The organism is Saccharothrix coeruleofusca, from assembly GCF_017876325.1.
Taxonomy (GTDB): domain Bacteria; phylum Actinomycetota; class Actinomycetes; order Mycobacteriales; family Pseudonocardiaceae; genus Actinosynnema; species Actinosynnema coeruleofuscum.
In genome coordinates this window covers 6,777,639-6,803,668 of the sequence record NZ_JAGINV010000001.1, presented here as the reverse complement: position 1 = coordinate 6,803,668, position 26,030 = coordinate 6,777,639, and the positions used below count along the sequence as shown (strand labels likewise).

28 protein-coding genes are annotated in these 26,030 nt (G+C 73.0%); 10 read left to right on the top strand and 18 right to left on the bottom strand.

Annotated features, from left to right (window positions below; translation table 11 throughout):
• Position 1: 1 nt before the first annotated feature.
• A complete protein-coding gene (locus JOF41_RS31365; protein ID WP_189221419.1) occupies positions 2–1,915 on the bottom strand; it encodes a glycosyltransferase family protein in 1,914 nt (637 codons plus the stop codon).
• A gap of 120 nt (positions 1,916–2,035) precedes the next feature.
• On the bottom strand, positions 2,036–2,854 hold the full coding sequence (locus tag JOF41_RS31360; RefSeq protein WP_189221420.1) for an HAD family hydrolase: 819 nt from the start codon (positions 2,852–2,854) through the stop codon (positions 2,036–2,038).
• Between the two features lie 47 nt (positions 2,855–2,901).
• Between JOF41_RS31360 and JOF41_RS31355 the strand changes: the two genes are divergently transcribed.
• The 5 genes from JOF41_RS31355 to JOF41_RS31340 all read left to right on the top strand — a co-directional run bounded on the left by JOF41_RS31355 (position 2,902) and on the right by JOF41_RS31340 (position 5,688).
• Positions 2,902–3,783 (top strand): LLM class flavin-dependent oxidoreductase, encoded by an 882-nt coding sequence (locus JOF41_RS31355; protein ID WP_209623519.1) that lies wholly within the window; start codon positions 2,902–2,904, stop codon positions 3,781–3,783.
• Positions 3,784–3,793: 10 nt separating this feature from the next.
• On the top strand, positions 3,794–4,954 hold the full coding sequence (gene lhgD / locus JOF41_RS31350) for an L-2-hydroxyglutarate dehydrogenase (RefSeq protein ID WP_209623518.1): 1,161 nt from the start codon (positions 3,794–3,796) through the stop codon (positions 4,952–4,954).
• 51 nt (positions 4,955–5,005) lie between these two features.
• Positions 5,006–5,215 carry a Scr1 family TA system antitoxin-like transcriptional regulator gene (locus JOF41_RS37490; RefSeq protein WP_307867735.1) on the top strand — a complete coding sequence of 70 codons (210 nt, stop codon included), beginning with the start codon at positions 5,006–5,008 and terminating at the stop codon, positions 5,213–5,215.
• 25 nt (positions 5,216–5,240) lie between these two features.
• Complete coding sequence (locus JOF41_RS31345) at positions 5,241–5,432, top strand: DUF397 domain-containing protein (protein ID WP_209623517.1); 192 nt, start codon at positions 5,241–5,243, stop codon at positions 5,430–5,432.
• A gap of 64 nt (positions 5,433–5,496) precedes the next feature.
• Positions 5,497–5,688 carry a DUF397 domain-containing protein gene (locus JOF41_RS31340; protein WP_209623516.1) on the top strand — a complete coding sequence of 64 codons (192 nt, stop codon included), beginning with the start codon at positions 5,497–5,499 and terminating at the stop codon, positions 5,686–5,688.
• A gap of 136 nt (positions 5,689–5,824) precedes the next feature.
• Here JOF41_RS31340 and JOF41_RS38710 read toward each other — a convergent pair whose 3' ends face one another.
• The 5 genes from JOF41_RS38710 to JOF41_RS31315 all read right to left on the bottom strand — a co-directional run bounded on the left by JOF41_RS38710 (position 5,825) and on the right by JOF41_RS31315 (position 9,568).
• Positions 5,825–5,908, bottom strand: a complete 84-nt coding sequence (locus JOF41_RS38710) for an Imm1 family immunity protein (RefSeq protein ID WP_372448537.1) — start codon at positions 5,906–5,908, stop codon at positions 5,825–5,827.
• A gap of 120 nt (positions 5,909–6,028) precedes the next feature.
• Entirely contained in the window at positions 6,029–7,282 is a 1,254-nt protein-coding gene (gene serS, locus JOF41_RS31330; RefSeq protein ID WP_189221426.1) for a serine--tRNA ligase, read from the bottom strand.
• A gap of 48 nt (positions 7,283–7,330) precedes the next feature.
• Positions 7,331–7,783, bottom strand: coding sequence for a DUF350 domain-containing protein (locus tag JOF41_RS31325; protein WP_189221427.1), 453 nt, complete (start codon positions 7,781–7,783; stop codon positions 7,331–7,333).
• Positions 7,784–7,795: 12 nt separating this feature from the next.
• A complete protein-coding gene (locus JOF41_RS31320) occupies positions 7,796–8,959 on the bottom strand; it encodes a glutathionylspermidine synthase family protein (RefSeq protein WP_189221428.1) in 1,164 nt (387 codons plus the stop codon).
• Positions 8,960–9,568 carry a hypothetical protein gene (locus JOF41_RS31315; RefSeq protein WP_229794953.1) on the bottom strand — a complete coding sequence of 203 codons (609 nt, stop codon included), beginning with the start codon at positions 9,566–9,568 and terminating at the stop codon, positions 8,960–8,962.
• 120 nt (positions 9,569–9,688) lie between these two features.
• Between JOF41_RS31315 and JOF41_RS31310 the strand changes: the two genes are divergently transcribed.
• Positions 9,689–10,762, top strand: a complete 1,074-nt coding sequence (locus tag JOF41_RS31310; RefSeq protein ID WP_229794955.1) for a septum formation family protein — start codon at positions 9,689–9,691, stop codon at positions 10,760–10,762.
• Positions 10,763–10,768: 6 nt separating this feature from the next.
• Positions 10,769–11,119 (top strand): metallopeptidase family protein, encoded by a 351-nt coding sequence (locus JOF41_RS31305; RefSeq protein ID WP_189221429.1) that lies wholly within the window; start codon positions 10,769–10,771, stop codon positions 11,117–11,119.
• A 73-nt stretch (positions 11,120–11,192) separates the two neighbouring features.
• Here the strand turns inward: JOF41_RS31305 and JOF41_RS31300 are convergent, their stop codons facing one another.
• Together JOF41_RS31300 and pheA are read right to left on the bottom strand one after the other, a co-directional pair.
• Positions 11,193–11,597: a hypothetical protein gene (locus tag JOF41_RS31300; RefSeq protein ID WP_189221430.1), complete on the bottom strand. Its 405-nt coding sequence runs from the start codon at positions 11,595–11,597 to the stop codon at positions 11,193–11,195.
• A gap of 46 nt (positions 11,598–11,643) precedes the next feature.
• Positions 11,644–12,558 carry a prephenate dehydratase gene (gene pheA, locus JOF41_RS31295; RefSeq protein ID WP_209624561.1) on the bottom strand — a complete coding sequence of 305 codons (915 nt, stop codon included), beginning with the start codon at positions 12,556–12,558 and terminating at the stop codon, positions 11,644–11,646.
• 105 nt (positions 12,559–12,663) lie between these two features.
• Between pheA and JOF41_RS31290 the strand changes: the two genes are divergently transcribed.
• Positions 12,664–13,275, top strand: coding sequence for a macro domain-containing protein (locus tag JOF41_RS31290; RefSeq protein ID WP_189221431.1), 612 nt, complete (start codon positions 12,664–12,666; stop codon positions 13,273–13,275).
• Between the two features lie 43 nt (positions 13,276–13,318).
• On the opposite strand, the gene JOF41_RS31285 is transcribed toward JOF41_RS31290, so the two are convergent.
• Complete coding sequence (locus tag JOF41_RS31285; protein WP_189221432.1) at positions 13,319–13,801, bottom strand: GNAT family N-acetyltransferase; 483 nt, start codon at positions 13,799–13,801, stop codon at positions 13,319–13,321.
• 61 nt (positions 13,802–13,862) lie between these two features.
• On the opposite strand from JOF41_RS31285, the gene JOF41_RS31280 reads away from it, so the two are divergent.
• Positions 13,863–14,492, top strand: a complete 630-nt coding sequence (locus JOF41_RS31280; protein WP_189221433.1) for a response regulator — start codon at positions 13,863–13,865, stop codon at positions 14,490–14,492.
• Between the two features lie 19 nt (positions 14,493–14,511).
• Here the strand turns inward: JOF41_RS31280 and JOF41_RS31275 are convergent, their stop codons facing one another.
• The 5 genes from JOF41_RS31275 to JOF41_RS31255 form a co-directional block, all read right to left on the bottom strand.
• Positions 14,512–15,636 (bottom strand): GAF domain-containing sensor histidine kinase, encoded by a 1,125-nt coding sequence (locus JOF41_RS31275; RefSeq protein ID WP_209623514.1) that lies wholly within the window; start codon positions 15,634–15,636, stop codon positions 14,512–14,514.
• 5 nt (positions 15,637–15,641) lie between these two features.
• Complete coding sequence (gene cydD, locus JOF41_RS31270) at positions 15,642–18,791, bottom strand: thiol reductant ABC exporter subunit CydD (RefSeq protein WP_209623513.1); 3,150 nt, start codon at positions 18,789–18,791, stop codon at positions 15,642–15,644.
• Between the two features lie 176 nt (positions 18,792–18,967).
• Positions 18,968–19,339: a helix-turn-helix domain-containing protein gene (locus JOF41_RS31265; RefSeq protein WP_209623512.1), complete on the bottom strand. Its 372-nt coding sequence runs from the start codon at positions 19,337–19,339 to the stop codon at positions 18,968–18,970.
• Between the two features lie 524 nt (positions 19,340–19,863).
• A complete protein-coding gene (gene cydB, locus JOF41_RS31260) occupies positions 19,864–20,865 on the bottom strand; it encodes a cytochrome d ubiquinol oxidase subunit II (protein WP_209623511.1) in 1,002 nt (333 codons plus the stop codon).
• A gap of 11 nt (positions 20,866–20,876) precedes the next feature.
• Positions 20,877–22,343: a cytochrome ubiquinol oxidase subunit I gene (locus JOF41_RS31255; protein ID WP_209623510.1), complete on the bottom strand. Its 1,467-nt coding sequence runs from the start codon at positions 22,341–22,343 to the stop codon at positions 20,877–20,879.
• Between the two features lie 317 nt (positions 22,344–22,660).
• Between JOF41_RS31255 and JOF41_RS31250 the strand changes: the two genes are divergently transcribed.
• Complete coding sequence (locus tag JOF41_RS31250; protein WP_229794962.1) at positions 22,661–23,263, top strand: TMEM165/GDT1 family protein; 603 nt, start codon at positions 22,661–22,663, stop codon at positions 23,261–23,263.
• A 28-nt stretch (positions 23,264–23,291) separates the two neighbouring features.
• Here JOF41_RS31250 and JOF41_RS31245 read toward each other — a convergent pair whose 3' ends face one another.
• From JOF41_RS31245 to JOF41_RS31235, 3 genes are read right to left on the bottom strand one after another with little or no spacing between them, the layout of a single operon-like run.
• Positions 23,292–23,963 (bottom strand): IclR family transcriptional regulator, encoded by a 672-nt coding sequence (locus JOF41_RS31245; RefSeq protein WP_209623509.1) that lies wholly within the window; start codon positions 23,961–23,963, stop codon positions 23,292–23,294.
• A 5-nt stretch (positions 23,964–23,968) separates the two neighbouring features.
• Positions 23,969–25,147 carry a fumarylacetoacetate hydrolase family protein gene (locus tag JOF41_RS31240; RefSeq protein ID WP_189221438.1) on the bottom strand — a complete coding sequence of 393 codons (1,179 nt, stop codon included), beginning with the start codon at positions 25,145–25,147 and terminating at the stop codon, positions 23,969–23,971.
• Positions 25,144–26,010: a hypothetical protein gene (locus JOF41_RS31235; RefSeq protein WP_268248648.1), complete on the bottom strand. Its 867-nt coding sequence runs from the start codon at positions 26,008–26,010 to the stop codon at positions 25,144–25,146. Before JOF41_RS31235 ends, JOF41_RS31240 begins: the two co-directional genes overlap by 4 nt.
• Between the last annotated feature and the right edge of the window lie 20 nt (positions 26,011–26,030).

Below are 26,030 nucleotides of genomic sequence, written 5' to 3'. Positions count from 1 at the left end.
CTCACCTGGTGTTGACGACCGAGAACACGACGCGTCCCGGGATGTTCATGGTGATGTTCCCACTCGCCAGCTCCGTCCCGCCGAGCACGAGCGACTCGTCACCCGGTGAGGACATCAGCAGCGGCGCTTCCGCGTGCGAGAGCGGCAGGCGGTGCGGTTCGCCGTCCACGGTGATCCAGAACTCGCCCGAGCGGAACGCCAGCGACTTCAGCTTGTCCAAAGCGCCCTGCTCCGGGTACACCCGCGCGATGACGATGCCCTTGTCCGAGGTGGGCACCGGCACCTGCTCGAAGCGGTCCGCGGTCACCTCGCCGAGCGGGGTCTCCTCGCCGCAGCGGTTCTCGGTGCGGCGCAGCAGCTGCCAGCGCGGGTCGCTGTCGACCAGCTCGTAGCGGCACGCCTGGGCGAGGTTGGTGCGCGGCGAGTCCCACAGCGGGAACCGGCCGTCGAGGGTGATGCGGGTGTTCTCGCGGACGATGAACTCCGGACCGGTCGCGTCGTCGGCGACCCACTCCTCGTTCATCTCGTCCAGCAGCTCGGTGTAGGCGCCGTAGTCCAGCAGCGTGGGCAGGATGGCCGTGGTGTTCATCCCGTAGGTCCAGGCCAGCGCGTAGTCGAACGGAGCGGTGCGCACCGTGCTGTCACCGATGCGGTCGACGAACCGCTGCGGCAGCGAGATGCGCCGCTTCAGGTCCGCGCGAGCCTCCTCGACGACCTGGTCGCGCTGGCTGCCCGAGGCGACCACGGTCAGGCCCTGGCCGAACATCTGCAGCGACTTGGCCGGGTCCACCGCGTACAGCCCGCCGCCGAAGCTGAACGCCTGCGCCAGCAGCGAGATCACCGCCGCGCACACCAGCACCGCGCTGCGCTTGAGCGCGGCCAGCACCAGGCCCACGCCCACCGCGACGGAGAAGAACTGCGCCGAGTGCGAGTCGTGCCGCACGAAACCCTGCTTGAGCAGCAGGAACGAGCCCAGCGCCACACCCAGGTACAGCAGCCAGCGGCGGCGGCCGCCACCCGTGGTGACCAGGCCGAACACCAGCAGCAGGATCAGCGGGACGGCGATCAGGTACTCCCACGCCTTGCCCGGCTGCTCCAGGCCCATCGACTGGGCGTGGCCGCTGCCCACCGACAGCGCGCGGATGACGTACTCGACGACCTGCAGCGGCGGCTGGCCGGCGGCGATCCACAGCAGCACCAGCGCGGCGATGCCGCTGATCGCGTACTCCAGGAACGGCCGCAGCACCTTGCCGTGCTTGGCCAGCACCGCGCCCAGGATCACCGGGCCGCACATCAGGCCCACCGAGAACTTGGTCAGCAGCATCGCCGCGACCAGCACACCCATCGCGATCGGGTAGGACCGCTGCGCCCAGCGCGGCAGCTCGTCGCGGGCGTAGAAGATCGACAGCACCACGACGAAGGCGAACGTGGTGGTGATGACCGCGGTCAGCGGCACGATGCTGGAGCTCAGCGCCATCACGCCGACCACGCCCCAGGCGGCGGGCGCGCCGAGGTGGCGGCGCAGCGCCTGGTAGATCGCCGCGGTGCAGGCCGTGGCCAGCACGAACCACAGCAGGTAGCCCACCAGGACCTCGCCCCGGTGGATCACCGAGGGGATGGCCAGGAAGTACAGCGGCCCGTAGGTGGTGGACACCCGGTCGCCGAAGCTCAGGTCGAACTGCCTGGCCAGCGCGATGAGCAGGCCGTAGTCGTAGTCGCCCTTGGGCTGGTTGGGCGCGAACGCGGGCATGTTCCAGAACACGACGGTCAGCAGCGCGCTGAACGCCAGCACCGACCTCGACGGAGCCGCCACCGCCAGCGCCCACGCGCGCAGCCGGTCGGCCCGGCCCGCGCCGCCGCCCACCACGGGCTCGTCCACGAGCGCGGACCGGTCGATCTCAGACGAGGTTGACACCCAATATCTCCTAGAACACCCGCAGCTCAGGGTGGACACGGCACACCGGCACCGGTGGCGTTTCGGGCGAATTGTAGAGAGCGGCTGTGATGATCCGTTCACCCCCCTGGGTCATCCGGATCAGAACCAGCGCTCCAGCACCTGCGCCACGCCGTCCTCGGCGTTGCTCCCCGTGACCTCATCCGCGGCGGCCAACGCGTCCGGGTGAGCGTTGGCCATGGCGACGCCGTGCCCCGCCCAGCGCAGCACCGGCACGTCGTTGGGCATGTCGCCGAACACGATCACCTCCTCGGGGCGCACGCCCAGCCCGCGCGCCACCTCCGCCAGGCCGCTGGCCTTCGTCACGCCCGCCGCGCTGAACTCCAGCAGGCCCTCGTTGGTGGAGTAGGTCATCGCCACGCGGTCCCGCAGCAGCTGCCCCGCGGCGGCGGCCATCTCCTCGCTGGTCATCCGAGAGTGCCTGACCAGGAGCTTGACCGCAGGGTGACCGAGCACGTCCGCCCGACCCGCGCCCGGCGACGGCTGCGCGCCCTCCTCCCACGGGTGCACGTAGGCGTCCTCGGCGACGAAGTCGGCGACCCCGCTGGACCGCGCGGACTCCCCCACCCGCTCGGCGGCCATCGCGCAACCGGGCAGCGCCTGGTCCAGCAGCCGGGCCAGGTCCCGCAGCGTCACCGGGTCCAGCGCCCACTGCTTCTTCACCTGATCGGCGCCGATGTCGTAGATCACCGCGCCGTTCGAGCACACCGCGTAGCCGGACGCGCCGGTCGCGTCGGCCACGTCCAGCACCCAGCGCGGCGGGCGGCCGGTGGCCAGCACGAACGGGGTTCCGCTGGCCAGCACCCGACCGACCAGGTCAGCGGTGCGCGGGCTGACGCGCCCGAGCGGGTTGAGGAGCGTTCCATCGACATCCGAGGCCACCAGGGCAGGTCTCTGCACCTCTCCATGGTGCACGGGCCGCTCACGCTTTCGGATACCGTCCGGTCGTGCGCACAGGCATCGTGATCTTGCCCGAACACCGGTGGTGGATCGCCGAACCCAAGTGGCGGGCCGCCGAGCAGTACGGGTTCCACCACGCCTGGACCTACGACCACATCGGCTGGCGGAGCCTGGTGGACGGACCGTGGTTCAGCGCGATTCCCACGCTCAGCGCGGCTGCCGGGGTCACCTCGAAGATCAGGCTGGGCACCCTGGTGGCCACGCCGAACTTCCGGCACCCGGTGCCGTTCGCGCGGGAGCTGATGGCGTTGGACGACCTGTCCGACGGCCGCCTCACCATCGGTCTCGGCGCGGGCGGTATGGGATACGACACCACCGTGATGGGTGACACCCTGCTCGCGCCCCCGGCGCGCGCGGCCCGGTTCGCCGAGTTCGTCGACGTGCTGGACCGGCTGCTCACCCAGGAGCGCACCACCTTCCACGGGCAGCACTACGAGGTCGTCGAGGCGCGCAGCGCGCCGGGCTGCGTGCAGCGGCCCCGGCTGCCGTTCCTGGTCGCCGCGAACGGCCCCAAGGCGATGCGGGTGGCCGCCCGGTACGGCACCGGTTGGGTGACCACCGGACCGGAGACCGAGGACGTCGAGGACTGGTGGCGCGGCGTGGCGGCGATGGCGGCCCGGTTCCGGGACACCCTGGACTCCATCGGCCGCGCCAAGGAGACCGTCGACTGGTACCTCAACGCCGACTCCGCCCCGGTGTACTCGCTGACCAGCGTCGAGTGCTTCCGCGACGTCGTGGGCCGGGCGGGTGAGCTGGGGTTCACCGACCTGCTGGCGCACTGGCCCCGCGAGAGCGGCGTCTACGCGGGCAGCGAGGCCGTGCTGGAAGCCGTCGTCACCGAGGTGCTGCCGGAGCTGGTCCGCCAGTAGCGTGACCCGCGTGCGGCGCATCGTGGTGATCGGCGGCGGGATCGTCGGGCTGGCGACGGCCCGCGAGTTGGCGCGGCGCGGCGACGAGGTCGTCGTGCTGGAGAAGGAGCCGCGCTGGGCGGCCCACCAGACCGGCCACAACAGCAACGTGGTGCACGCCGGGCTGTACTACAAGCCGGGGTCGCTGAAGGCGCGGCTGTCCGTGGCCGGGAACCGGTCCATGGTCGCCTACGCCCGTGCGCAGGGCGTTCCCGTGGACGTGTGCGGCAAGCTGGTGGTCGCCACCACGTCGCGGGAGATCCCCCGGCTGCACGCGCTGGCGGCGCGCGCGGCGGAGAACGGGGTGCCCGCGCGGCTGATCACCGCCGAGGAGGCCCGCGAGCACGAGCCCGAGGTGGCGTGCGTGGCGGCGCTGCGGGTGGAGAGCACGGCGGTGGTCGACTTCCCGGCCGTGTGCGCGGCGCTGGTCCGCGAGCTCTCCGGCGCCGACCTGCGGCTGAGCACCCCCGCGCTGGCCGTCCGGGGCCGGGGCGGCAAGGTCGAGGTGGCCACCCCCGGCGGCGTGGTGCGGGCCGACGCCCTGGTCAACTGCGCGGGCCTGCACAGCGACCGGGTGGCGCGGATGGCCGGGCTGGCGCCCGCCGCGCGCATCGTCCCGTTCCGCGGCGAGTACTACGAACTGCGCCGCCCCGACCTGGTGCGCGGCCTGATCTACCCGGTGCCCGACCCGACCCTGCCGTTCCTGGGCGTGCACCTGACCCGGATGCTCGACGGCAGCGTGCACGCCGGGCCCAACGCGGTGCTGGCGCTGCGCCGCGAGGGCTACCGCTGGCGCGACTTCTCCGCCTCCGACGTGGCCGAGGTGCTGCGGTTCCCCGGCACCTGGCGGCTGGCCCGCCGGTACGCCCGCACCGGTCTGGAGGAGGTGCTGCGCAGCTTCTCCCGCGAGCGCTTCGCCGCCAGCCTGGCCCGGCTGGTACCCGCCGTGACCTCGTCCGACCTGGTGCGCGCGGGCGCGGGCGTGCGGGCGCAGGCGATGCTGCCCGACGGCTCACTGGTCGACGACTTCCTGATCCAGACCGCGCCGGGCCAGGTGCACGTCCTCAACGCACCCTCCCCCGCCGCCACCAGCGCCCTCGAAATCGCGCGCCACATCGCCACCCAGGTCTGACCGGCAAGTACCACCCGACCCTGCCGCACGGGCAGTTTCCTACTACCCGAAATCGGTGCGCACGTCGGATGTGGGATTCCGTTCCTTGTGTTGATGGACCATGACGGCAAGCGAGCGATCTACGTCGGGACGTTGACGGATGGTCGTTTCGTGGATGACGCTGAACGGGTGGAGCGGTACGGAAACGCCATGCGCGGGACGACTGCTGTCGCGCTGTCGTACGAGGACTCGTTGTCGCTGGTCAAAACGGTGCTGCCGTAGCTATGACCACAACCGAGGAGCAACGATGACCGACTTGACAAGGGCGAAGTGGAGAAAATCGCGCCGGTCCACCAACAGCGGGGGCAACTGCGTCGAGGTGGCGAACACCCTCGACGCCGTGCGTGACTCCAAGAACCCCGACGGACCCGTACTGACCTGGACGCCCGAGGCCCTGAGCGCGTTCCTCGTCGGGGTGAAGAGCGGACAGCTCGGCTGAGCAGCACCAGCCACCCGCAGTGCGCAGACGTCGGTTGACCGTGGAGGTGTCAGCGGAGGTGCACATGGTTCGGGAACCGAACTGGCGCAAGGCCAGGACGAGCAACGACAACGGGCAGTGCGTCGAGGTGGCCTCCTCCGGTGAGGGATTGGCCATCCGCGACAGCAAGGCCCCGGACGCGGGTGTTCTGGGGCTGGGACCACACAGCCGTGCCGCGCTGCTGAGCGCGATCAAGGCCGGGCGGTTCGACGGCTGAAGCACGGCAGTCGCGTCGGGCAGCCTGAGCGCTCGGTTCGCGGTGTCCGGACGCGCGACTCGCGTGCCGAGCGTGGAACTCGGGGTACCGCAGCGTTGAACTCGGGGGTTCCGGGCGTTCGACTCGCGGGGCGGGCTCAGCTGAACCAGGGTTGCCACTGGACGCGGGTGGGCCGTTCGCCGCCGGTGGTCAGGTACTCGTGAGCCGCCCGTCGAACCACGCTTCCAGCTCCGCCACCACGGCTGGGCACCTCCGGCGCATCGCTTGCGGAAGCGCCCTCCCGACGTCCACGGTGGCACGGTGGGAGGGGTCGCGGGCATTCCCCGCGCGGGTGGCGTTCCTAGCGGGGTTCGAGGACTTCGCGGCCGCCGAGGAAGGGGCGCAGGGCCTGCGGGACGACGACCGAGCCGTCGGCCTGCTGGTGGTTCTCCAGGATCGCCACGATCCAGCGGGTGGTGGCCAGGGTGCCGTTCAGGGTCGCCATGGTCTGCGGCTTGCCCTGCTCGTCCCGGTAGCGCACGTTGAGCCTGCGGGCCTGGAACGTGGTGCAGTTCGAGGTCGAGGTCAGCTCGCGGTAGGCCCGCTGCGAGGGCACCCACGCCTCGCAGTCGAACTTGCGCGCCGCGCTGGTGCCCAGGTCGCCCGTCGCGGTGTCGATCACCCGGTAGGGCACCTCGACCTTGGCCAGCATCTCCTCTTCCCAGGCCAGCAGCCTGGCGTGCTCGGCCTCGGCGTCCTCCGGCCGCACGTAGGAGAACATCTCGACCTTGTTGAACTGGTGCACCCGGATGATGCCGCGGGTGTCCTTGCCGTACGAGCCCGCCTCACGGCGGTAGCACGACGACCAGCCCGCGTAGCGGCGCTCGCCGTCGAGGATCTCGTCGGCGTGGTAGCCCGCCAGCGGCACCTCCGAGGTGCCGACCAGGTACAGGTCGTCCGCCTCCAGGCGGTAGATCTCGCTGGCGTGCGCGCCGAGGAACCCGGTGCCCGCCATGATCTCCGGCCGCACCAGGGTGGGGGTGATCATCAGCTGGAACCCGGCGGCGGTGGCCTGGGCGACCGCCATGTTCAGCAGCGCCAGCTCCAGCTGCGCGCCCACGCCGGTGAGGAAGTAGAACCGCGAGCCCGACACCTTGGCGCCGCGCTCCATGTCCAGCGCGCCCAGCCGCAGCCCGAGGTCGAGGTGGTCCAGCGGCTCGAAGTCGAACTCGCGCGGCCTGCCGACGTGCTTGACCACCACGTAGTCGTCCTCGCCGCCCACCGGGGCGTCGGGGTGCACCACGTTGGGCACGGCGCGGTGCAGCTCGGCCAGCTCGGCCTCGGCGGCGGCCTGCTCGGCCTCGGCGGCCTTGACCTCCGCGGCCAGCTCCTTGCCCTTGGCCAGCAGCGCCTCGCGCTCCTCGCCCCTGGCCCGGCCGACCTGCTTGCCGAACGCCTTCTGCTCGCCGCGCAGCGCGTCGGCCCTGGCCACGGCGGAGCGCCTGCGCTCGAAGGCGGACAGCAGCGCGTCGACCACGGTGTCGTCCTCACCGCGGGCGCGCTGCGAGGCGCGCACGGCTTCCGGGTCTTCGCGCAGTGCCTTCAGGTCAATCACGAGGGGAAAGGGTAGTCCCCGCCCCCTCGTGACCTCACCCGCATATCCCTAGGAGATGGCGACGGCCACGACCAGGCCCAGCGCCACGTGCGCGCTGGCCACCACGGCGCTGGCCGGGGCGAAGCGGTCGGACTCGATCAGCGAGCCGATGTCCAGCCGCGTCACCCACTCCAGCAGCCGCACCGCCAGCACCTGCACCACGATGCCGACCAGGCCGAAGACCAGCGCCGACAGCAGGCCCTCGTCCAGCTTGCCCGCCGAGCTGTAGATGGCGACGACCACGATCAGCGCCATGCTGAACAGGCCCGCCGCGGTGACGATGACCGCGTTCGGCGCCCCCGTGCGCACCAGAGTGCTCAGCTTGCCCGGCGTGGTCCAGTCGATGGCGTAGAAGCCGAAGACCATCAGCAGCAGACCGACGACCGCGTACAGCGCGATCGCGCCGACGCCCCGGCCGATGGCCGCGCCGAAGCCGGGGTCCAACGCGAATTCGGTGATCACGAGCACTCCATTTCAGTCAACAATCCGATGCGGGACGAACGCCGCGCCGTCGTCGGTGACCAGGCCGACCGTCTCGCGGATGCCCAGGCCGGCCGCCGAGTCGCCGACCACCCACGCGCCCAGGGCGGGCCGGTAGCCGTCGAACTCGGGCAGGGGGTCGAACAGCTGGTAGACGAAGCCCTCCTTGCCGTAGACGCCGCCGGTCTGGGTCTCGTAGCCGGGCGCCACGATCTGGATGTTCGCGCCCTCCCGACCCAGTCGGGGCTTGCGCACGTACTCGGTGAGCAGGCCGGGGTCGTCCAGGTAGGCGGGCAGCAGGTTCGGGTGGCCGGGGTACATCTCCCACAGCACCGCCAGCAGCGCCTTGTTGGACAGCAGCATCTTCCACAGCGGCTCGATCCACAGCGTGCCGGGCAGGCTCTCCACCGCGTAGCGGCCGAACTGCTCGTCGACCACCCACTCCCACGGGTAGAGCTTCACCACCGTGCCCATCGGGGCCTCTTCGAGGTCGACGAACCGCTTGAGCAGGCTGTCCCAGCCGATCTCCTCGATGGCCAGCCCGACGGTGTTCATGCCCGCTTCGGCGGCGGTCTCCTGCAGGTAGGCCACGGTGACGTGGTCCTCCCCCGACGGGTCCGCCCCCGACCAGGTGAAGTGCAGCTCGGACGAGGGCAGCCGGGAGCCGATCTCGGCCCACCGCTCGACCAGCTTCTCGTGCAGCGAGTTCCACTGGTCGTCGTCCGGGTAGACGTCGGTCTTCCAGTTCCACTGCACGACCGACGCCTCCAGCAGCGACGTCGGCGTGTCGGCGTTGTACTCCAGCAGCTTGGCCGGGCCGCGGCCGTCGTAGCGCAGGTCGAAGCGGCCGTAGACGTGCGGGTCGCGGCGCTTCCAGGACTCGGCGATGGCGGGCCACAGCCACTCGGCGATGCCGAAGTCCCGGTAGCGCTCGGTCAGCACCACGTTGTCGACCGCTTCCAGGCACATGCTGTGCAGCAGTTCGACGTCCGCTTCCAGCGACAGCACGTCGCTCATCTGGAACACGTAGTGCGCCGACTCGTCCCAGTACGGGCGCGGTCCGCCGTCGGCGGCCCTGGACGGCGCGCCGAACACCAGTCCCTGCTCGGACACCGTGCGCTGCCAGTTCGGCCGGGGGGTGGAGGACTCCCGACGCACTCAGCTGCCCCCGCTCTTGCTGCCGCCGGAGACGCCGAAGCCGCCGCGCTGGACGGTCGTGCCGGACTTGGTGGTGATGGTCGCGCCCTTGGGCGCGGTGTAGCTGCCCCCGGTGACCTTCTGCCCGACCGGGGTGCTCGGGCCGCCGTAGTGGTACCGGTACGAGCTGCCGCCGATGTAGATGAACCCGCCGCTGCTGTACCCGCCGTGGCTGCGCGCGTAGTTCTCGTCGCAGTACTGGTCCTCGACGACCACGTCGTCGCGGGTGCACTGCGCCTCGACCTCGTCGGGGCTGGCCACGGCGTACCAGATGGCCACCACGCCGACCACGCCGACGGTCACACCGCCGCCGATGAGCAGGCGTTTGCGCAGCTTGGCCTTGCGCGCCTGCTCGGCCTCCAGCGCCGCCCGCTGCTGCTCCTGCTCGCGCAGCGCCTGCTCGCGGGCGCGCTGCTCGGCCAGCGTCGGCGGCCGGGGCTTGGTCACCCCGGACTCCTGCCTGCGGATCTTGCCGCGGGCAGGCTGCTGCTGCGGTGCCGGCACGTACGGGGGCGGTGTCGTGCCGCCACCGGTCTCCGGCTGGTTGTTCCCTGCGTCGTTCTCAGTCATCAGCCACTCCCGGCGGGGACGGTACAGAGCTGGGCGGCCAAACGGGTGACGAGTGTCCTAAAAGCAACACACTCCACCCGCCCGATGGGTTTCCGGTCAGGTACAGGCATCATGGAGCAGATGTCTGTGAACGCGCGGTGGTTCCGTCGAGGTGACCACATGGTCATGGTCGGCGCGTTCGTCGGCGCGCTCGCGCTGCTGGCGCTGAGCACCTTCACCTCCTGGCCGGTGGGCGGCGGTGGTGGCGGTGGCGTGCTGGGCGGGCTCGCCGAGGAACCGGTGAACCCGGCCTACGACTCCCAGGCGGGCGACTGCCTGGACTGGCAGCGCAGCGACCTGTCCGACATCACCAAGGTCGACTGCGCCGCGCAGCACCGGTTCGAGGTCAGCGGCGTGGTGGACATCGGCTCGGCGTTCGGGCCGCAGGCGCCGTTCCCCGGCGACGAGCAGTGGCAGCAGATCAGCCAGCAGCACTGCACCCAGGTCTCGCTGGACTACCTGGGCGGCAAGTTCGACCCGTTCGGCAAGTACACCGTCGGCCCGCTCAACCCCGGCGAGCGCCGCTGGTCGGAGGGCCAGCGCACGCTGCGCTGCGGCCTGCAGGTGGCGGGCCCGGCGGGCGGGCTGTTCCCCTCGTTCGGCTCGGCGCGCACCCAGGACCAGTCCGACGTCTACGACCCCGGCGTGTGCCTGGGCATCAACGGCAAGTCCGTCGGCGACCCGGTGGACTGCGCGCAGCCGCACACGTTCGAGATCGTCGGCGTGGTGAACCTGGGGCAGGCCTCCCAGGAGTTCCCCTCGCCGGAGAGGCAGGACGAGGTGATGGCGGGCGAGTGCGACCGCATCGCCGCCGAGTACAGCGGCGGGGCGGACTTCGGCGCCAAGGGCCTGATCGTGACGTGGGACACCCGTGCGGCGGAGAGCTGGGCGGTGGGCTCGAAGCTGGCCAACTGCAAGGTCGGCGCGGTGCCCGCGGCGGACGGCCTGACCGCGTGGAACGGCAGCGTCCGCAACCCCAACGCGCCGCCGCTGACCACGTCGAACCCGCCGCAGACCACGGCCGTGCAGCAGGAGGACGCCACCGGCGCGCCGCTGCACCCCGGCTCCAGCTCCGCCGAGTCCGGTTCCAGCGCGCCGCCGAGCTCGTCGTCGGTCGTGCCGACCACGTCCGCGTCCGTCGAGCCGACGGAGTGAGCTGACGTGCCGGTGGAGATGTCGCGCCAGCGGTTCGAGGAGCTGGTGGCCGAGGCGCTGGACCTGATCCCGCCGGAGTTCGCCGCGGCGATGAGCAACGTGGTGGTGCTGGTGGAGGACCGGCACCCGGAGGAGCCGTCGCTGCTCGGGCTGTACACGGGGATCGCGCTGACCAGCCGGACCAGCGACTACGGCGGGGTGCTGCCGGACCGGATCTCGATCTACCGCGAGGCGATCCTGGACGTCTGCCACGACGAGGACGACGTGGTGGACGAGGTCGCGATCACTGTCGTGCACGAGATCGCCCACCACTTCGGCATCGACGACGACCGCCTGCACGAACTCGGCTGGGGCTGAGGTCGCGGGCGAGCCGCGATCTCCCGCGTCGGCCGCTCACCCATCAGCTCGGCCTCGCCGGCGTCCCGACCTGTCAGCACGACTCCTCGACGACGAGCAGCGAGCGCCGCTCGTCGTCCCTGAACTCCCCGGCCTGGAAACCCGTGAAGTCGCCGGGGGCGCGGACCTCGGGCTCGCGCAGGTGGGGGCGCATCCGCAGGCACAGCGCGTCCCGGTCGCCCGGCGCGACCTCGGTCGGCGCGCCGGGCCCGTGGAACAGCAGGACCCGGACCTCCGGCGACCGCAGCAGGTGCTCCACGCGCTTGGCCGGGGTTCGCCGCCGCACGCCGCGCAGCCGCCACCGCGTTCCGGCGGCGTCCACCCACTCGCCGTCGCGAATCGGTGACGGCCACTCGACCGCGCCGCCGGAAGCGGTCGGCTCGGCGGCCTCGCCCTGCGGGACGGGCTGCGGGACGGGCTGCTTGCGCCGCTTGCTCACCGCGCCATCGTGCCCGCCCGACCCAGCAGGCGCTCATCGGCGGGGGTCAGGCGCCGCGGCCTTCGCGGATGCGGGCGACCCACTCGGCGGCGGCGACGAACTCGGCGTTGTCCGCGGCCGGGGCAGGACTGCCTTCGACCGCCTTGGGGTACGAGCCGAGGAAGCGGGTCCGCGGGCAGTGCCTGCGCAGGGCGGCCAGCGCGTCGCCCACCCTGGGCTCGGCCACGTGGCCGTCGAAGTCGACGTAGAACCGGTACTCGCCGAGCTTGCCCTTGGTGGGCCGGGACTCGATGCGGGTCAGGTTGATCCGCCGCAGCGCCAGCTCGGTCAGCACGTCGGACAGCACGCCCACCCGGTCCGGCGCGGTGACCACGATCGAGGTGCGGTCGCGTCCGGTCGGCCCCGGCACCACTCCCGGCGGCCGGACCAGCAGGAAGCGGGTCTTGGCGTCGCTGACGTCCGCGACGTCGGAGGCGAGCACCTCCAGCGGGTAGTGGCGCACCGCGACGGGCGCGCTCACCGCGGCGTCGTAGTCGCCGCGCAGCACGGCCACCGCTGCGGCCGAGGTGGACGTGGTGGCGACGACGGCCGCGTCCGGCAGGTTGGCGGCCAGCCAGTGCCGCACCTGGGCCAGCGCGTGCGGGTGGCTGGCGACGGTCCGGACCGGGCCGCCGCCGGGCCGCACGAGCACGCTGAACCGCACCGGCAGCACCGCCTCGGCCACCGCCACCAGCGGTTCGCCCTCGGCGAGGGCGTCCATGGTGGCGGGCACCGCGCCCTCCACCGAGTTCTCCACGGGCACGCACGCCCCGTCGGCCTCGCCGCGCCGGACCGCGTCCAGCGCGGCGGGCACGGTGTCGTGGGGCAGCAGCTCGGAGTCGACCTCGGAGTCCGCGGCGAAGCCGCGCGCGGCTTGCTCGGTGAACGTCCCCTGCGGTCCGAAGTACGCGATGCGCGGCAGCACCGGACCACCATACGAGCCGCACTCGTGGTGATCACCGCTGAGGCGAGGATCACCCGACGGGGAGGTGCCCGCCCCGGTTCCGCCGGGAGTGCCTTGCCTGGAATGCTTGTCCGCGTGTCCGCCGATACGGAGGGTGAGATCAGCGCTCCGGCTTCAGTTCCCCGTCTGGTGCTGTGCGCAGTGGACGAACCACTCGCACGGGCGTGGCTCGGTGTGGCCGATGGCCGCGCCGGCGTGGAGGTGCACCGCGGTTCGGTGCTCGACATCGTGGCCGAGGCGGTGGTGAGCCCGGCCAACTCATCGGGATGGATGCGCGGCGGCATAGACGCCGTGTACGCGCGAGCCTTCCCGTTCGTGGAGGACCACGTGCGCAGCGCCGTGCTGGCCCTGCACGGCGGTGAGCTGCCGGTGGGCGAGGCGCTGGTGGTGCCGACGGGCGAGCCGGAGCCGCAGTGGCTGATCAGCGCACCGACCATGCGCACACCCGGTGAGCGGCTGCCCAGGGACACCGTGCACCCCTACCTGGCCGCGCGGGCGGTGCTGCGGCTGTGGCAGGGCGGCAGGCTGGACGACGGCCGTCCGCTGCGCCGGGCGATCCGCACGATCGCCATGCCCGGCCTGGGCACCGGGGTGGGCGGGGTGGCTCCGGAGACGTGCGCCCGCCAGGTCGCGGCGGCGTGGGACGAGGTGTTCAGCACGCTCCCCCGCCGGTAGTTGTGCACAACCTGTGGACAACATGCCCAGAGCTTGTGGACAACTACCTCGGGGTGAGCCATCGTTCCAGGTCGAGCTCGTCGGTGATGTGGATGCCGTAGTCCCCCACCGACGGGATCTCCGGCTTGAGCCTGCGGGCTTCGCGCACCGCGTCCGGGCGCAGCGCGGTGAGCCGGAACCCGCGCCGCTGGTAGAACCGCAGCGCGTCGAGGTTGTCGTTGGTGGTGGTGAGCCGGACGCGGGAGCAGCCGAGTTGACGGGCACGGTGCACGGCGGCCTCGACCAGCGAGGTGCCCACGCCCCGGCCCCTGCGTAACGCGTCTATCGTGACGATCTCCATGAAGCTGTCGTACGTGGTGTAGGTCAGCAGGCCGATCACCTGGTTCTGCTGCTCCACCAGGAAACCCGGCAGGCTCGCCGGGAAGAACACCTGGCCGTGTGCCACGGAGGTGTGCGCACCCCACAGCTCCAGCACCAGCCTGCCGACGACGATCCGGTCGGCCTCCTCAATCGCGCGCACGAGCATTCCTGCACTGTCTTGGGTGACCGGGTGCGGCCGGTACCGGCATTCGACCTATGGTTGATTCGTGACCATCCGCGTGCTGCTCGTGGACGACCACGAGGTGGTCCGTCGGGGCCTGCGTGAGCTGTTGGAGGACGAGGACGACATCAGCGTCGTGGCCGAGGCGGGCGGGGTGGCCGAGGCGCTGGTGCGGGCCGGGGCGTCCGAGCCGGACGTGGCCGTGGTGGACGTGCGGCTGCCCGACGGCGGCGGTGTCGAGCTGTGCCGGAGGCTGCGGGAGCTGCCCAGCCCGCCGCGGTGCCTGGTGCTGACCGCGTTCGACGACGAGGAGGCGCTGGTCGGGGCGATCACCGCGGGCGCGTCGGGCTACCTGCTCAAGCAGGTGCGCGGGCAGGACCTGGTGACCGCGGTGCGGGAGGTCGCGGCGGGCCGCTCGCTGCTGGACCCGGTGACCACCGCGCGGGTGCTGGACCGGCTGCGCAGGCCCCAGCGGGTGGACGCCCTGGACGCGCTGACCGAGCAGGAGCGGCGGGTGCTGGAGCTGATCGGCGAGGGCCTGTCCAACCGGCAGATCGCCGAGCGCCTGTTCGTGGCGGAGAAGACGGTGAAGAACCACGTCACCGCCGTGCTGTCGAAGCTGGGCATGGAGCGCCGCACGCAGGCCGCCGCCTGGGTGGCCAGGCGGGGCATCTGACCGGGCCGAACCCCCCGGTTCAGCCCAGGGGCACGTGCCAGGTGACGGTGGTGCCGGTGCGCGGCGACGAGGTGATCTCGCAGCCGCCGCCCGCCGCCAGCGCGCGTTCCTCCAGGTGCCGCAGGCCGCGCTTGGCCACGCCGCGCGGGATGCCGCAGCCGTCGTCGGCGACCTGGAGCACCAGCCTGTCCGCGTCGCGCTCCAGGCCGATCCGCACCCGGTGCGCGCCCGAGTGCCGCACCACGTTGGACAGCGCCTCGCGCAGCGCGGCGCGGGCGTGGTCGGCCAGCTCGGCGGGCACGTCCAGGAACTGGCCGCTGATGTCCACCTCGGGCTTGAAGCCCAGCAGCTCGCCGGCCGTGCGCGCCTCGGCGTGCACCGAGTCCACCAGGTCGGTGTCGGTGGGCGCGCCGGGGTCGGCGCTGCGCAGCGCCCGCACGGTGGCGCGGACCTCGGCGATGGTCTGGTCGAGCTGGTCGACCGCCTCGGCGAGCCTGCGCGCCTCCCGGCCCTCCAGCTTGAGCCTGCGGTCGAGCAGGTCCAGCTGCACGCCGGTGGCGTAGAGCCGCTGGATCACCACGTCGTGCAGGTCGCGGGCGATGCGCTCGCGCTCCTGGTAGACCGCCACCCGCTGGCGCGCCGTCGACCCCTCGGCCAGCACCACGGCCAGCCCGGCCTGCGCGGCGAACGCGGCCAGCACCTCCACCGTGTCCGGCCGGAACGGCGCCGAGCCGCGCCTGCGGTAGACCGCGAGCGCGCCCAGCCTGCGCTCCCGCGTGCCGAACGGCGCGACCGCGAACGGCCCGTAGCCGCGCAGCGCCTTGGGCACGAACGGCGCGGTGCGCGGGTCGGTGGTGAAGTCCTCGGCCACCACCGGCACGCCCGTGCGGGCCGCCCGCGCGGCCGAGGAGCGGCTGGACAGCACCACGCCCACCGGGTCGGCGCCCACCGGGTCGACGTCGCCGGAGGACGCCTCCACGGTCAGCGTCCCGTCGTCGGCGGTGATCATCGCCAGCCCCAGGTCGGCTTCGGCCAGCTCCACCGCGCGCCGCACGACCAGCGGCAGCACCGCGTCCGGGTCGTCCCCCGCGAGCGCGGCGGAGGTGATCTCGGTCGAGGCGGCGAGCACTCGTGCGGGGTCCACGACGGTCAACGGTAGGGCTTGATGGCCAGCACCAGGTCGGCGCGCTCGGCTTCTTCCGGCCGGTGGGTGATGTGCACGACGGTCTTGCCGCGCAGCGCCTCGTCCAGGCGGTCCAGCAGCGCCTCGGCGGTGGGCCGGTCCAGGTGCGCGGTGGGCTCGTCCAGCAGCACCAGGTCCGCGTCGTGCAGCAGCGCCCTGGCCAGCGCGAGGCGCTGCGCCTCGCCGCCGGAGACCAGGGCGGGGCCGACGACGGTGTCCAGCCGGTCGGTCCACTCCGGCAGGCCCGCCGTGCGCAGGGCGTCGCGCAGCCGCTCGTCGTCGGCGTGCGGGTCGGCCAGGCGCAGGTTCTCCCGGACGGTGGTGGAGACCAGCATCGGCTCCTGCGGGCACCAGCTGACCCTGGCCGGGCTCTGCGCGTGGCCGCGCTCGGGCGCGAGGAAGCCCAGCAGCAGCGCGAACAGGGTGGACTTGCCCGCGCCGGACGGGCCGATCACGGCGACCTTCTCGCCCGGCACCAGGTCCAGGCTCAGGTCGCGCAGGGCCGGTGCGCCCGAGCCGGGCCAGCGGACGTCCACGTGCTCCAGCTTCGGCGGGCCGACGTGCTTCCGCGGCAGCGGGTGCCGCTCGGTGACCCGCCCGTAGGACTCGCGCAGGGCCGCGCGGTGCTGGGCGGCGGGCGGCAGGGCGGACAGCGCCTCGGCCAGCGCCAGCGGCACCAGGCCGAGCACGGGGGCCAGCAGCGGGTCGATGCCGGTGGCCAGCGCGGTGCAGACCAGGGCGGCGAGCCCGGTGGTCAGGTGCACCACGGCGGTCGCCGCGCCCGCCCCGAACGCCTGCCTGCGGGCCAGCCCGGCCAGTTCGGCGTCGCGGTCCTTGACCGCGCGCAGCGCGGTGCCGTCGGCGTGGAAGGCGATCAGGTCCGGCGCGGCGGTGAGCAGGGTCAGCACGTCCTCGGAGACCTGCCTGCGGCCGCGCGCCAGCTTCGCGCTGGCTCGGCGCTCGACGGCGACCGCGATGGCCGGGGCGGCCAGGCCGCCGACGAGCAGCGCGGCGGCCAGCGCGAGCGCGGCGGTGGGCTGGATGAACGCGAACAGGACCACGGCCGCGACACCCGTCCCGGCCGCTACCAGCGGCGGCTGGAGCACTCGCGGCACCAGGTCGCGCACGGTGTCGGTGTCGTCGACCAGGCGGGTGAGCTGGGCCCGTCCGGGGGTGAGGTGGCGCCACAGGTCGACGCGCAGCGCGATGGCGAAGCGGAACGCCGCGTCGTGCGAGACCAGCCGTTCGAGGTACCGCAGCACGCCCTTGGCCAGCGCGAACGTGCGCACGCCCACCACGAGGACGGACAGCGTCAGGATCGGCGGGCGGGTAGAGGCCTTCGCGATGAGGTAGGCCGACAGTGCGGTCAGCGCCACCCCGCTGACCAGCGCGGCGACGCCCAGCGCCGCGCCCGCCAGCACCCGCTTGGTGAGCTTGGGCAGGCGCGGCCGGGCCTGCCGCTCGGCCTCCCGGTCGACCGGCCTGGCCTGCCGCGCCTCGTCGGCGGCCTCGGCGACCCGGTGGGTGGCCAGCACGACGGCGGCGTGGCCGGCGTGCCGGTCGATCGCGGCCATGACCTTGCCCGCCGTGGCCGGGTCGAGGTGCGCGGTGGGCTCGTCGAGGAGCAGCACGGACGCGCCGTCCTTGGTCCTGGTCAGCGCGCGGGCCACGGCCACCCGCTGCCGCTCGCCGGTGGACAGCTCGGCGATCGGCCGGTGCGCCAAGTGGTCGGCGGCCACGTCGCGCAGCACCTCGCGGTCCACGCGGCCGGTGGTCAGCTCCAGCTCGTCGGCGACGGTGCGGCCCGCGAACGCGGGGCGCTGCGGCACCCAGGCGATGTCGCCGCCGACCCGGACGTGGCCGCCGTCGGGCCGGACGAAGCCGAGGATCGCGGCCAGGGTGGTCGACTTGCCGCCGCCGCTGGGCGCGTCGAGGCGGTGGGTCTGCCCCGGTCGGACGGTGAAGCTCAGGCCGTCCGGGGCGTAGCGGCCTCGGCGCTCGACCCGCAGGTCGCGGACTTCGACGCCGGTTGTCCACAGGGGGTCGGGTTGTCCACAGGCAAGATCGACTTCGCCCCGTGCGGCCCGGTGGGGCGGTAGGCTGGCTTCGGGGCCGCCCCCAGGGACGGGTGGGGGCTGCGTGGGGGGCGTCACGACCTCGGACACGCGCCGCACGGCCTCCAGGCCGTCCTCGCTGGCGTGGTGGGCGGCGCCCGCGGCGCGCAGCGGCAGGTAGCACTCGGGCACGAGGATCAGCACGACCAGCCCGGTGAGCAGCGTCAGGTCGCCCGACACCAGCCGCACCCCGATGCCGACGGCGACCAGCGCCACGGACAGCGACGCGAGCACCTCCAGCACCAGCGCGGACAGGAACGCCACCCGCAGCGTGCCCATGGTGGCCTTGCGGTGCTGCTCGCCGACCCGCCGCACCGCCTCCGCCTGGGCCGCCGCGCGGCCGAACGCGGTGAGCACGGGCAGCGCCCGCACCAGCTCCAGCAGCCGCGCGGACAGCCGCTCGGTGACCGACGCGGCCAGCGACACGCGGTGCTCGGTGAACTTGCCGATCAGGATCGCGAACACCGGGATCAGCGGCACGGTCACCGCGACCAGCACCGCCGAGGTCGGGTCGGTCCACAGCAGCCACGCGCCGACCAGCGGCGGCACCACGGCGGCGGTGACCAGGGCGGGCAGGTAGCGGGTGAAGTAGGCGTCCAGCGCGTCGAGGCCCTTGGTGGCCAGCACGGTCAGCTCGGCCGGGCCGCGCTCGGCGATCCAGGCGGGGCCGTTGGCCAGCGACCGGTCGAGCAGGGCGGCGCGCAACTCCTCCTTGGCGCCCGCGGCGGCGCGCGCGGCCACCGCCTCGGTGGCCCACGCCAGCAGCGCCCGCGCCACGACGGCGACGGCAAGCCAGGTCAGCGACGGCAGCCCGCCGTCGACGAGGGTGGCCAGCGCGGTGCCGAGGGTGACGGCCTGGGCGACCAGGGCGACGGCGGACAGCGCGGCCAGGAGAGCGCAGATGATCAACGCCCGGCGCGCTGAAGGCGAAAGGGAAGGCAGCGCGCCGAGCGGACCACGCCCCGGCTTGCTTCTGGCGGAAGGGGTGCCGGGGAAGCTCACGACAACAACGTTAGGTCCCGGACGGGGCCGTGCTCAGGTACGACGGTCCTGGTCGGGGTGGGACCTAGGTCCCGTCCGGCGGGAACCGGGGTGGCGTCGGGTTCCCGCCCGCGAGTCGCGGGACGTCGTGGCGGGGCGCGGGTGCGCGGCCGGGCCGACGTCCCTGTCCTACGGGGTCACACGCCCTTGAGGGGTGGGTACTGGCCGTCGGGTGGGATCGGCGCCCGCGCGTTGAGGGCGCGGGCTTCCTGGAGCTGGTCCTCCAGGGTCACGATGCGGCACGCGGCGTCCAGGCCGGTGCCCTGGTCGACCAGCTCGCGGACGCGGGCGGCCAGGCGCAGCTGGTGGCGGGAGTAGCGGCGGTGGCCGCCTCGGGAGCGCTGCGGCTCGATGAGCTTCGCCTCGTCCAGGCTGCGCAGGAAGCCCACGGTGGTGCGCAGCATCTCCGCCGCGCGGCCGATGGTGAAGGCCGGGTAGTGGTCGTCGTCGAGGTTCTCCGCCGCGCTCTGCGGCTGTGCCGGGGGTGACCGGTCAGGGTCTGAGGTCATCGAGCCTCCGCATCACGAGGGGCCCCGGTGCCGCAGCACCGGGGCCCCAGGGTTGTGGGTTCACTGCATCGACCGGCCGCGCGGCCGGTCTCCTCTGTCCGCGAGAACCGCACCGGAGGCGCGGACCGCGAGGATCGCTCGTGCCGAGGGCAGGCGATCCGAGGGTGTGCTCCCTTCCCTTCTCCTCTTCCTGTCTTTTCCTGACTTCACCCGGCGCTCGACACCCGGCGTCCTGCTCGTGCCGGCACCACTTCGTCGACCGCCCCTGGCCACCGGCCGGAACCCCTTGCACTGATCGGCCCCGGCGACATCTGGCCGTCTTGCTCACCACTTCACGGGTAGTTCGTCATCTCCCGTGCCGATGTGACTTTCTCTCTCCTAAGACGGGGAGAACACTACACGCTGTCGGAGCCGAATGTCTAATCCAGCGACAGGAGGTTTTCTCCGCCCGCCCGCGCCGGAGCGGAACGCCGCGCCCGGCTCACGGGCGCGGCGCTCCCGGTGGTGGCCTCAGCGGTGGTGGCTCAGGGGACGTGCACGGCGGGGATGTGCCGGGTGCCGATCCGCTTGCGGAACACCCAGTAGGTCCAGCCCTGGTAGACCAGCACCGCCGGGGTGCCGAACGCGGCCACCCAGGTCATCACGGTCAGCGTGTAGGGGCTGGACGCCGCGCCCGCCACGGTCAGCGAGTGCGCCGGGTCCAGGGTGGAGGGCAGCACGTTCGGGTACAGCGCGCCGAACAGCGCCACCACGGCCGCCGCCACGGCGAGGCCCATCAGGGCGAACGCCTGGCCCTCGCGGCGCAGCGCCAGCCGGGCCAGCGCGCCGAACGCGGCCATCGCGACCACGATCGAGGCCGCCCAGGTCCACACCGACCCGAACCGCAGCTGCACCAGCAGCAGGAGCACCACCAGCGGCAGCAGGGCGGCGGGCGCGATCTTCAGCGCCAGCGCGCGGGCCCGTTCGCGGACCTCGCCCTCGGTCTTGAGCGACAGGAAGATCGCGCCGTGCACGAGGGCGTAGCCCGCGATGGCCAGCGCGCCGAGCAGGGTTTCCAGCCGGATGGCCGCGAACGGCGAGCCGACGCGGTCGCCCGCGGCGTCCAGCGGCAGGCCGAAGACGTTGGTGGACAGCACCAGGCCCACGCCCAGCGCGGCCACCCAGGAGCAGCCGATGATGAGCCGGTCCCAGTTGCGGCGCCAGCGGGCCGTGTCGACCTTGCCCCGGTACTCGAACGCCACGCCGCGGCCGATCAGGGCCAGCAGGAACAGCGTCAGGGGCAGGTAGGCGGAGCTGAACAGGGAGGCGTACCAGCCGGGGAAGGCGGCGAACGTGGCGCCGCCCGCGACCAGCAGCCAGACCTCGTTGCCGTCCCACACCGGGCCGATGGTGTTGATCAGCACGCGCCGCTCGGTCTCGTCGCGGCCGAGCACGGGCAGCAGCATGCCGACGCCGAAGTCGAAGCCCTCCAGGAACAGGTAACCCAGCCACAGCAGGGCGATCACGCAGAACCAGAGCGTCTCCACAGCTCCCCCTCTCAGTACGCGAAGGCCAGGACGTCGTCGGCGGGCTTGTCCGGCTTGTCGGGCGGCATCACCCCGGCGACGCCCGCGCGGACGTACCGGCGGATCAGGAACACCTCGACGCAGGCCAGCGCGCCGTAGACGAGGGTCAGCGCGATCAGCGAGGTGAGGACCTCGCCGACGGTGGTCTGGGACACCGCGCGGGCGGTGAACATCCACACGCCGTCCACGCCGGACGGGTTGGGCACCACGACGAACGGCTGCCGCCCCATCTCGGTGAAGATCCAGCCGAAGCTGTTGCCCAGGAACGGGGTGGCGATGCTGGCCAGCGCGAGCCTGGGGAACCACCGGCCGCGCGGCATCCGGCCGCCTCGGGTCAGCCACAGCGCGGCCACGCCCGCGAAGGCCGACAGCGCGCCGAAGCCGATCATCAGGCGGAAGCCCCAGTAGGTCACCGGCAGCGCGGGCACGTAGTCGATGGGCTTGCCGGACAGCTCGCCCAGCCGCTCGTCGACGGGGTAGTTGGTGCCGTACTTCTCCTGGTAGAGCGGCACGAGGTCCTGGATGCCCTTGACCTCGCTGGAGAAGTCGTTGTGGGCCAGGAACGACAGCAGCGCGGGCACGGTGAGGCTCTTGACGTCCTCGCAGTTGGGCGAGGTCACGTCGCCGATGGCGAACACCGAGAAGCTGGCGGGTTCCTCGGTGTGGCACAGCGCTTCGGCGGCGGCCATCTTCATCGGCTGCTGCTCGAACATCAGCTTGCCCTGGATGTCGCCGGAGGCGGCCAGGCCCGCGAAGGCGGCCACGCCGACCCAGGCGCCGAGCTTGAGCGAGGACCGCCAGACCGGGATCTCGTCGGTGCGCCGCCACAGGTGCCAGGCGGCGATGCCGACCAGGAAGGCGGCGGCGACCGAGAAGGCGCCGAAGATGGTGTGCGGGAAGGCGGCCAGCACGGTGTTGTTGGTCAGCACCGCCCAGATGGAGGTCAGCCGGGGCCTGCCGTCGACCAGCTCGGCGCCGACCGGGTGCTGCATCCAGGAGTTGGCGGCCAGGATGAAGTAGGCGGAGGCGATGGTGGCCAGCGAGAACGCCCAGGCGCAGGCCAGGTGGACCTTCTTGGGCAGCCGGTCCCAGCCGAAGATCCACAGGCCCAGGAAGGTGGACTCGACGAAGAAGGCGACCAGTCCCTCCATCGCCAGCGGGGCGCCGAAGACGTCGCCGACGAAGCGGGAGTAGGCGCTCCAGTTCATGCCGAACTGGAACTCCTGCACGATGCCGGTGACCACGCCCATGGCGAAGTTGATCAGCAGCAGCTTGCCCCAGAACTTGGTCATCTTCAGGTACTTGAGGTCGCCCGTGCGCACCCACGCGGTCTGCATGGCGGCCACCAGCAGCGACAGGCTGATGGTCAGGGGGACCATCAGGAAGTGGTAGACGGTGGTGATGCCGAACTGCCACCGCGAGAGCTCGAGGACGTCCACGTCCTGAAAGGTAGGTCGGCGCTCGCGGGGATCTCAGGTACGACGGTCCTGAACCGCGTAGGACCTAGGTCCTGCGGCGGCCGTCACGTCGAGCTGGGCAAACGGGTCGGGTAGGGTGGTTGGTGCCTGAGGGGAGTAGTTCCTTCGGCCGCCTTCGGGCGGCCGTGGCGAGGTGATCGACACACTGATCCGCCCGTGAGCGGATCCGGTCCCTCACCCGTTCCGCGGAGCGGGCGAACGAGACCTCCGGCCGGGTAGTGCGACACGCCCGGTCGGAGTCGTGCTGCCTCCGTCCGGGTCTCGGACGTGGAGGATGAGTGGCAACCTGGTTCTTGGCGCTGGCGATGGCTTTCATCGCGGTGTTCGTGCTGGAACTGCCGGACAAGACGACCGCGATCACGCTGGTGCTGACCACGCGGTTCCGCGCGGCCCCGGTGGTGGCGGGCGCGGCCGTGGCGTTCGCCCTGCAGGCGGTCATCGCGGTGGGGTTGGGCAGCGCGCTGACGCTGCTGCCCGAGCGGGTCGTGGCGGCGGCGGTGGCGCTGGTGTTCGGCGTCGGCGCGTTCCTGCTGTTCCGCGAGAGCTTCGCGGACGAGGAGAGCGACGAGGCGGACGGGGCGCGGTCGGGTGCGGTGGCGGCGTCGTTCCGGCGTTCGGCGCTGACCTCGTTCGGCGCGCTGTTCGCGGCCGAGTGGGGTGACGCCTCGCAGTTGGCCGCGGTGGGTGTGGCGGCGAAGTACGCGCAGCCCACGGCGGTGGTGCTGGGGACGTTCCTGGCGCTGATGTCGGTGACGCTGCTGGCGGTGCTGGTGGGTCGCAAGATCCGCGACCGGGTGCCCGCGCACTGGGTGCAGCGCGGGGCCGGGGCGGTCTTCGCGGTGTTCGCCGCGGTGGCGCTGTGGCAGGCGCTGCTGGGCTGAGCCGGACGCACGTGGTCAGCGCACGGGGTCAGCGCAGGGCTTCGGCGACCTCCTGGGCGGCGAGCAGGACGCGGGGCCCCACGGCCTCGCCGTCCAGCTTCTCCAGGGCCACCACGCCCACGCTGGCCCGCAGGCCGGGCACGCCGCGCACCGGGGCGGCGACGCCGAACGCGCCGGGCTGCAGCTCGCCGGAGGAGACGACCCACTGCCTGCCCTCCGCCGACAGGCCGATGGCCTTGCCCGCCGCCCCCCGGTGCACGGGGTGGCGGCTGCCCACCCGGTAGGCCACGTGGTAGGCCGTCCAGGACGGCTCGACCACGGCCACCGCCTGCGCTTCGGAGCCGTCGGCGACGGTGAGGTGGGCGGTGGCCCCGACCTGCTCGGCCAGGCCGCGCAGGGCGGGCTGGGCGGCCAGGCGCAGCTGCGGCAGGACGTTGGACGCCAGCCGCAGCACGCCAAGGCCCAGCCGCACCTTGGAGCCCTCGCGGCGCACCAGGCCGCGCGACTGCAGCGGCACCAGCAGCCGGTAGACCGCCGCGCGGGACGCGCCGATCGCGGCGGCCAGCTCGCTGATGCTGGGGGCGTCGGACTCGGCGTCGGCCACCGCCTGGAGCAGCGCCAGCCCCCGCTCCAGGGTCAGCGAGCTCTCCTTGGACGCCGCCTGCGCGGGCAGGCGGCCCCTCGGACCGGGCCGGACCACGGTGGTCAGCTCCCGTCTGCGGGCAGCACGGTGCCCTCCACCTCGGCCAGGCCGACCAGCGAGCCGTCCTCGCCGGGCGCGGTGGCGGTGATCCGCACGCTGTCGCCGTCCTCCAGGAAGGTGCGCTCCTGGTCGCCCACGGTCACCGGTTCCCGGCCGCCCCAGCTCAGCTCCAGGAACGAGCCGCGCTCCTCGCGCGCCGGGCCGGAGACGGTGCCGGAGGCGATCAGGTCGCCGGGCCGGACCGTGGCGCCGTTGACCGACAGGTGGGCGAGCTGCTGGGCGAAGGTCCAGGACATCTCGCGGAACGGCGGGCGGGAGACCACCACGCCGTTCCACTCCACTTCGAGGCTGATGTCCAGGCCGTGCGGGCGTTCCTCCACCAGGTAGTCCAGCACCGGGTTGGGCAGCGGCGGCGGGCTGACCCGCGCCACCGCGAACGCCTCCAGCGGGGTGATCCACGCGGAGACGGAGGTGGCGAAGGACTTGCCCAGGAACGGCCCCAGCGGCTGGTACTCCCACCCCTGGATGTCGCGGGCGGACCAGTCGTTGACCAGCACCACGCCGAAGACGTGCTCGACGGCGCGCGAGGTGGACAGCCGGGAGGCCACCGGGCCGCCGCAGACGAAGCCGACCTCGGCCTCGACGTCCAGCCGCTGCGACGGGCCGAACACCGGGCCCTTGGAGCCGCCTCGGCGCTGGCCGTGCGGGCGCACCACGGGGGTGCCGGAGACCACGACGGTGCCCGCGCGGCCGTGGTAGCCCACCGGCAGGTGGGTCCAGTTGGGCAGCAGCGGCGGGTCGTCGGGGCGGAAGATCCGGCCGACGTTCTCCGCGTGGTGCCGCGAGGAGTAGAAGTCCACGTAGTCGGCCACGGTGAAGGGCAGGACCGCGCCCTCCAGGCCGACCAGGCGGGCCCCGCGCGGCGCGGAGGCGGCGGTGACCACCTCGACCAGCCTGGCCCGCAGGGCGCTCCACGCGGGGCGTCCGGCGCGCAGCAGCGGGTCCAGGGTGTCGGCGCGCACCAGGTCGGCCAGCGCGCCGAAGGACTCGGCGATGGGGCGCAGCGGCAGCGCCGAGTCGCCGACGCGGACCGCGATGCCCTCGCCGATCACCCCGTAGGGCAGCGTCTGCGGTCCGAACGGGTCGTCCCGGCCGAACGCGGGGTCGTCGATCCAGCTCACAGCAGGCCCAGTTCGTCGAGGTCGGCGATCGGCTCGGCCAGCGAGCACGAGCCGTAGGAGGCGAACACCCCGCGCACGGCGTGCGCGGCCTGGTCCGACAGCGACCCGGCCTCCTCGGCCAGCGCGGCGGCGTCGGTGCTGGCCAGCGCGGCCCGGACGTCGCCGCCGGACAGCGAGCGGGCGGTGGCCACCAGCAGGTTGAGGAACCCGTGGTGGGTGAAGCCGGTGTCCGGGTCGGTGCGCCGCACGGCGTGGTGCAGCCCGGCGGTGGCCTTGAAGGCGACTCCCCCGCCGCTGACCACCGACAGGAAGTCGGCGACCTCGTCGACGCTGGGGAAGTTCTCCTTGCTCTGGCCGCCGCAGCGCAGCTTGGGCCAGCTGCCGTGCTCGATGACGCGGCGCACGCCGTCCAGCCACTCCGCGCCGCCCCGGCGGGGCTCCACCACGCGGATCACGTCCTCGGGGACGAACTCCGAGACACGTTCCAGCCACACCTCGTCCACGTCGGACGGGGCGGGCATCTCCACCATCCGCAGGGCGAGCAGCTCGCTGCGGGACTCGACGATCGACACGGCCTTGGGCACCCCGCCCAGCCCGGTGTCGATCACCAGCGACAGGGCCACCGGCTTGACCGGCTTGACCTTGATCAACTCGGTGATCAGCTCGGCCAGCCGGGACGCGGGGCACAGGAACAGGCCGACCGCGCCCGCCCAGTCGCCGACGCGCGCGTCGAGGTGGCCGCGCACGGCGTCGGGCATCGTCGCGTTGCCCGGCGGGAACAGCGCGGCGTCGTCGACTAGGCGCGCGAGCAGGGGCGGAGTACCTCGCGGACCGGGCGCACGGAGTTCGAAGGCGCTTGACACGGCTGACACGCTAGTGGCGT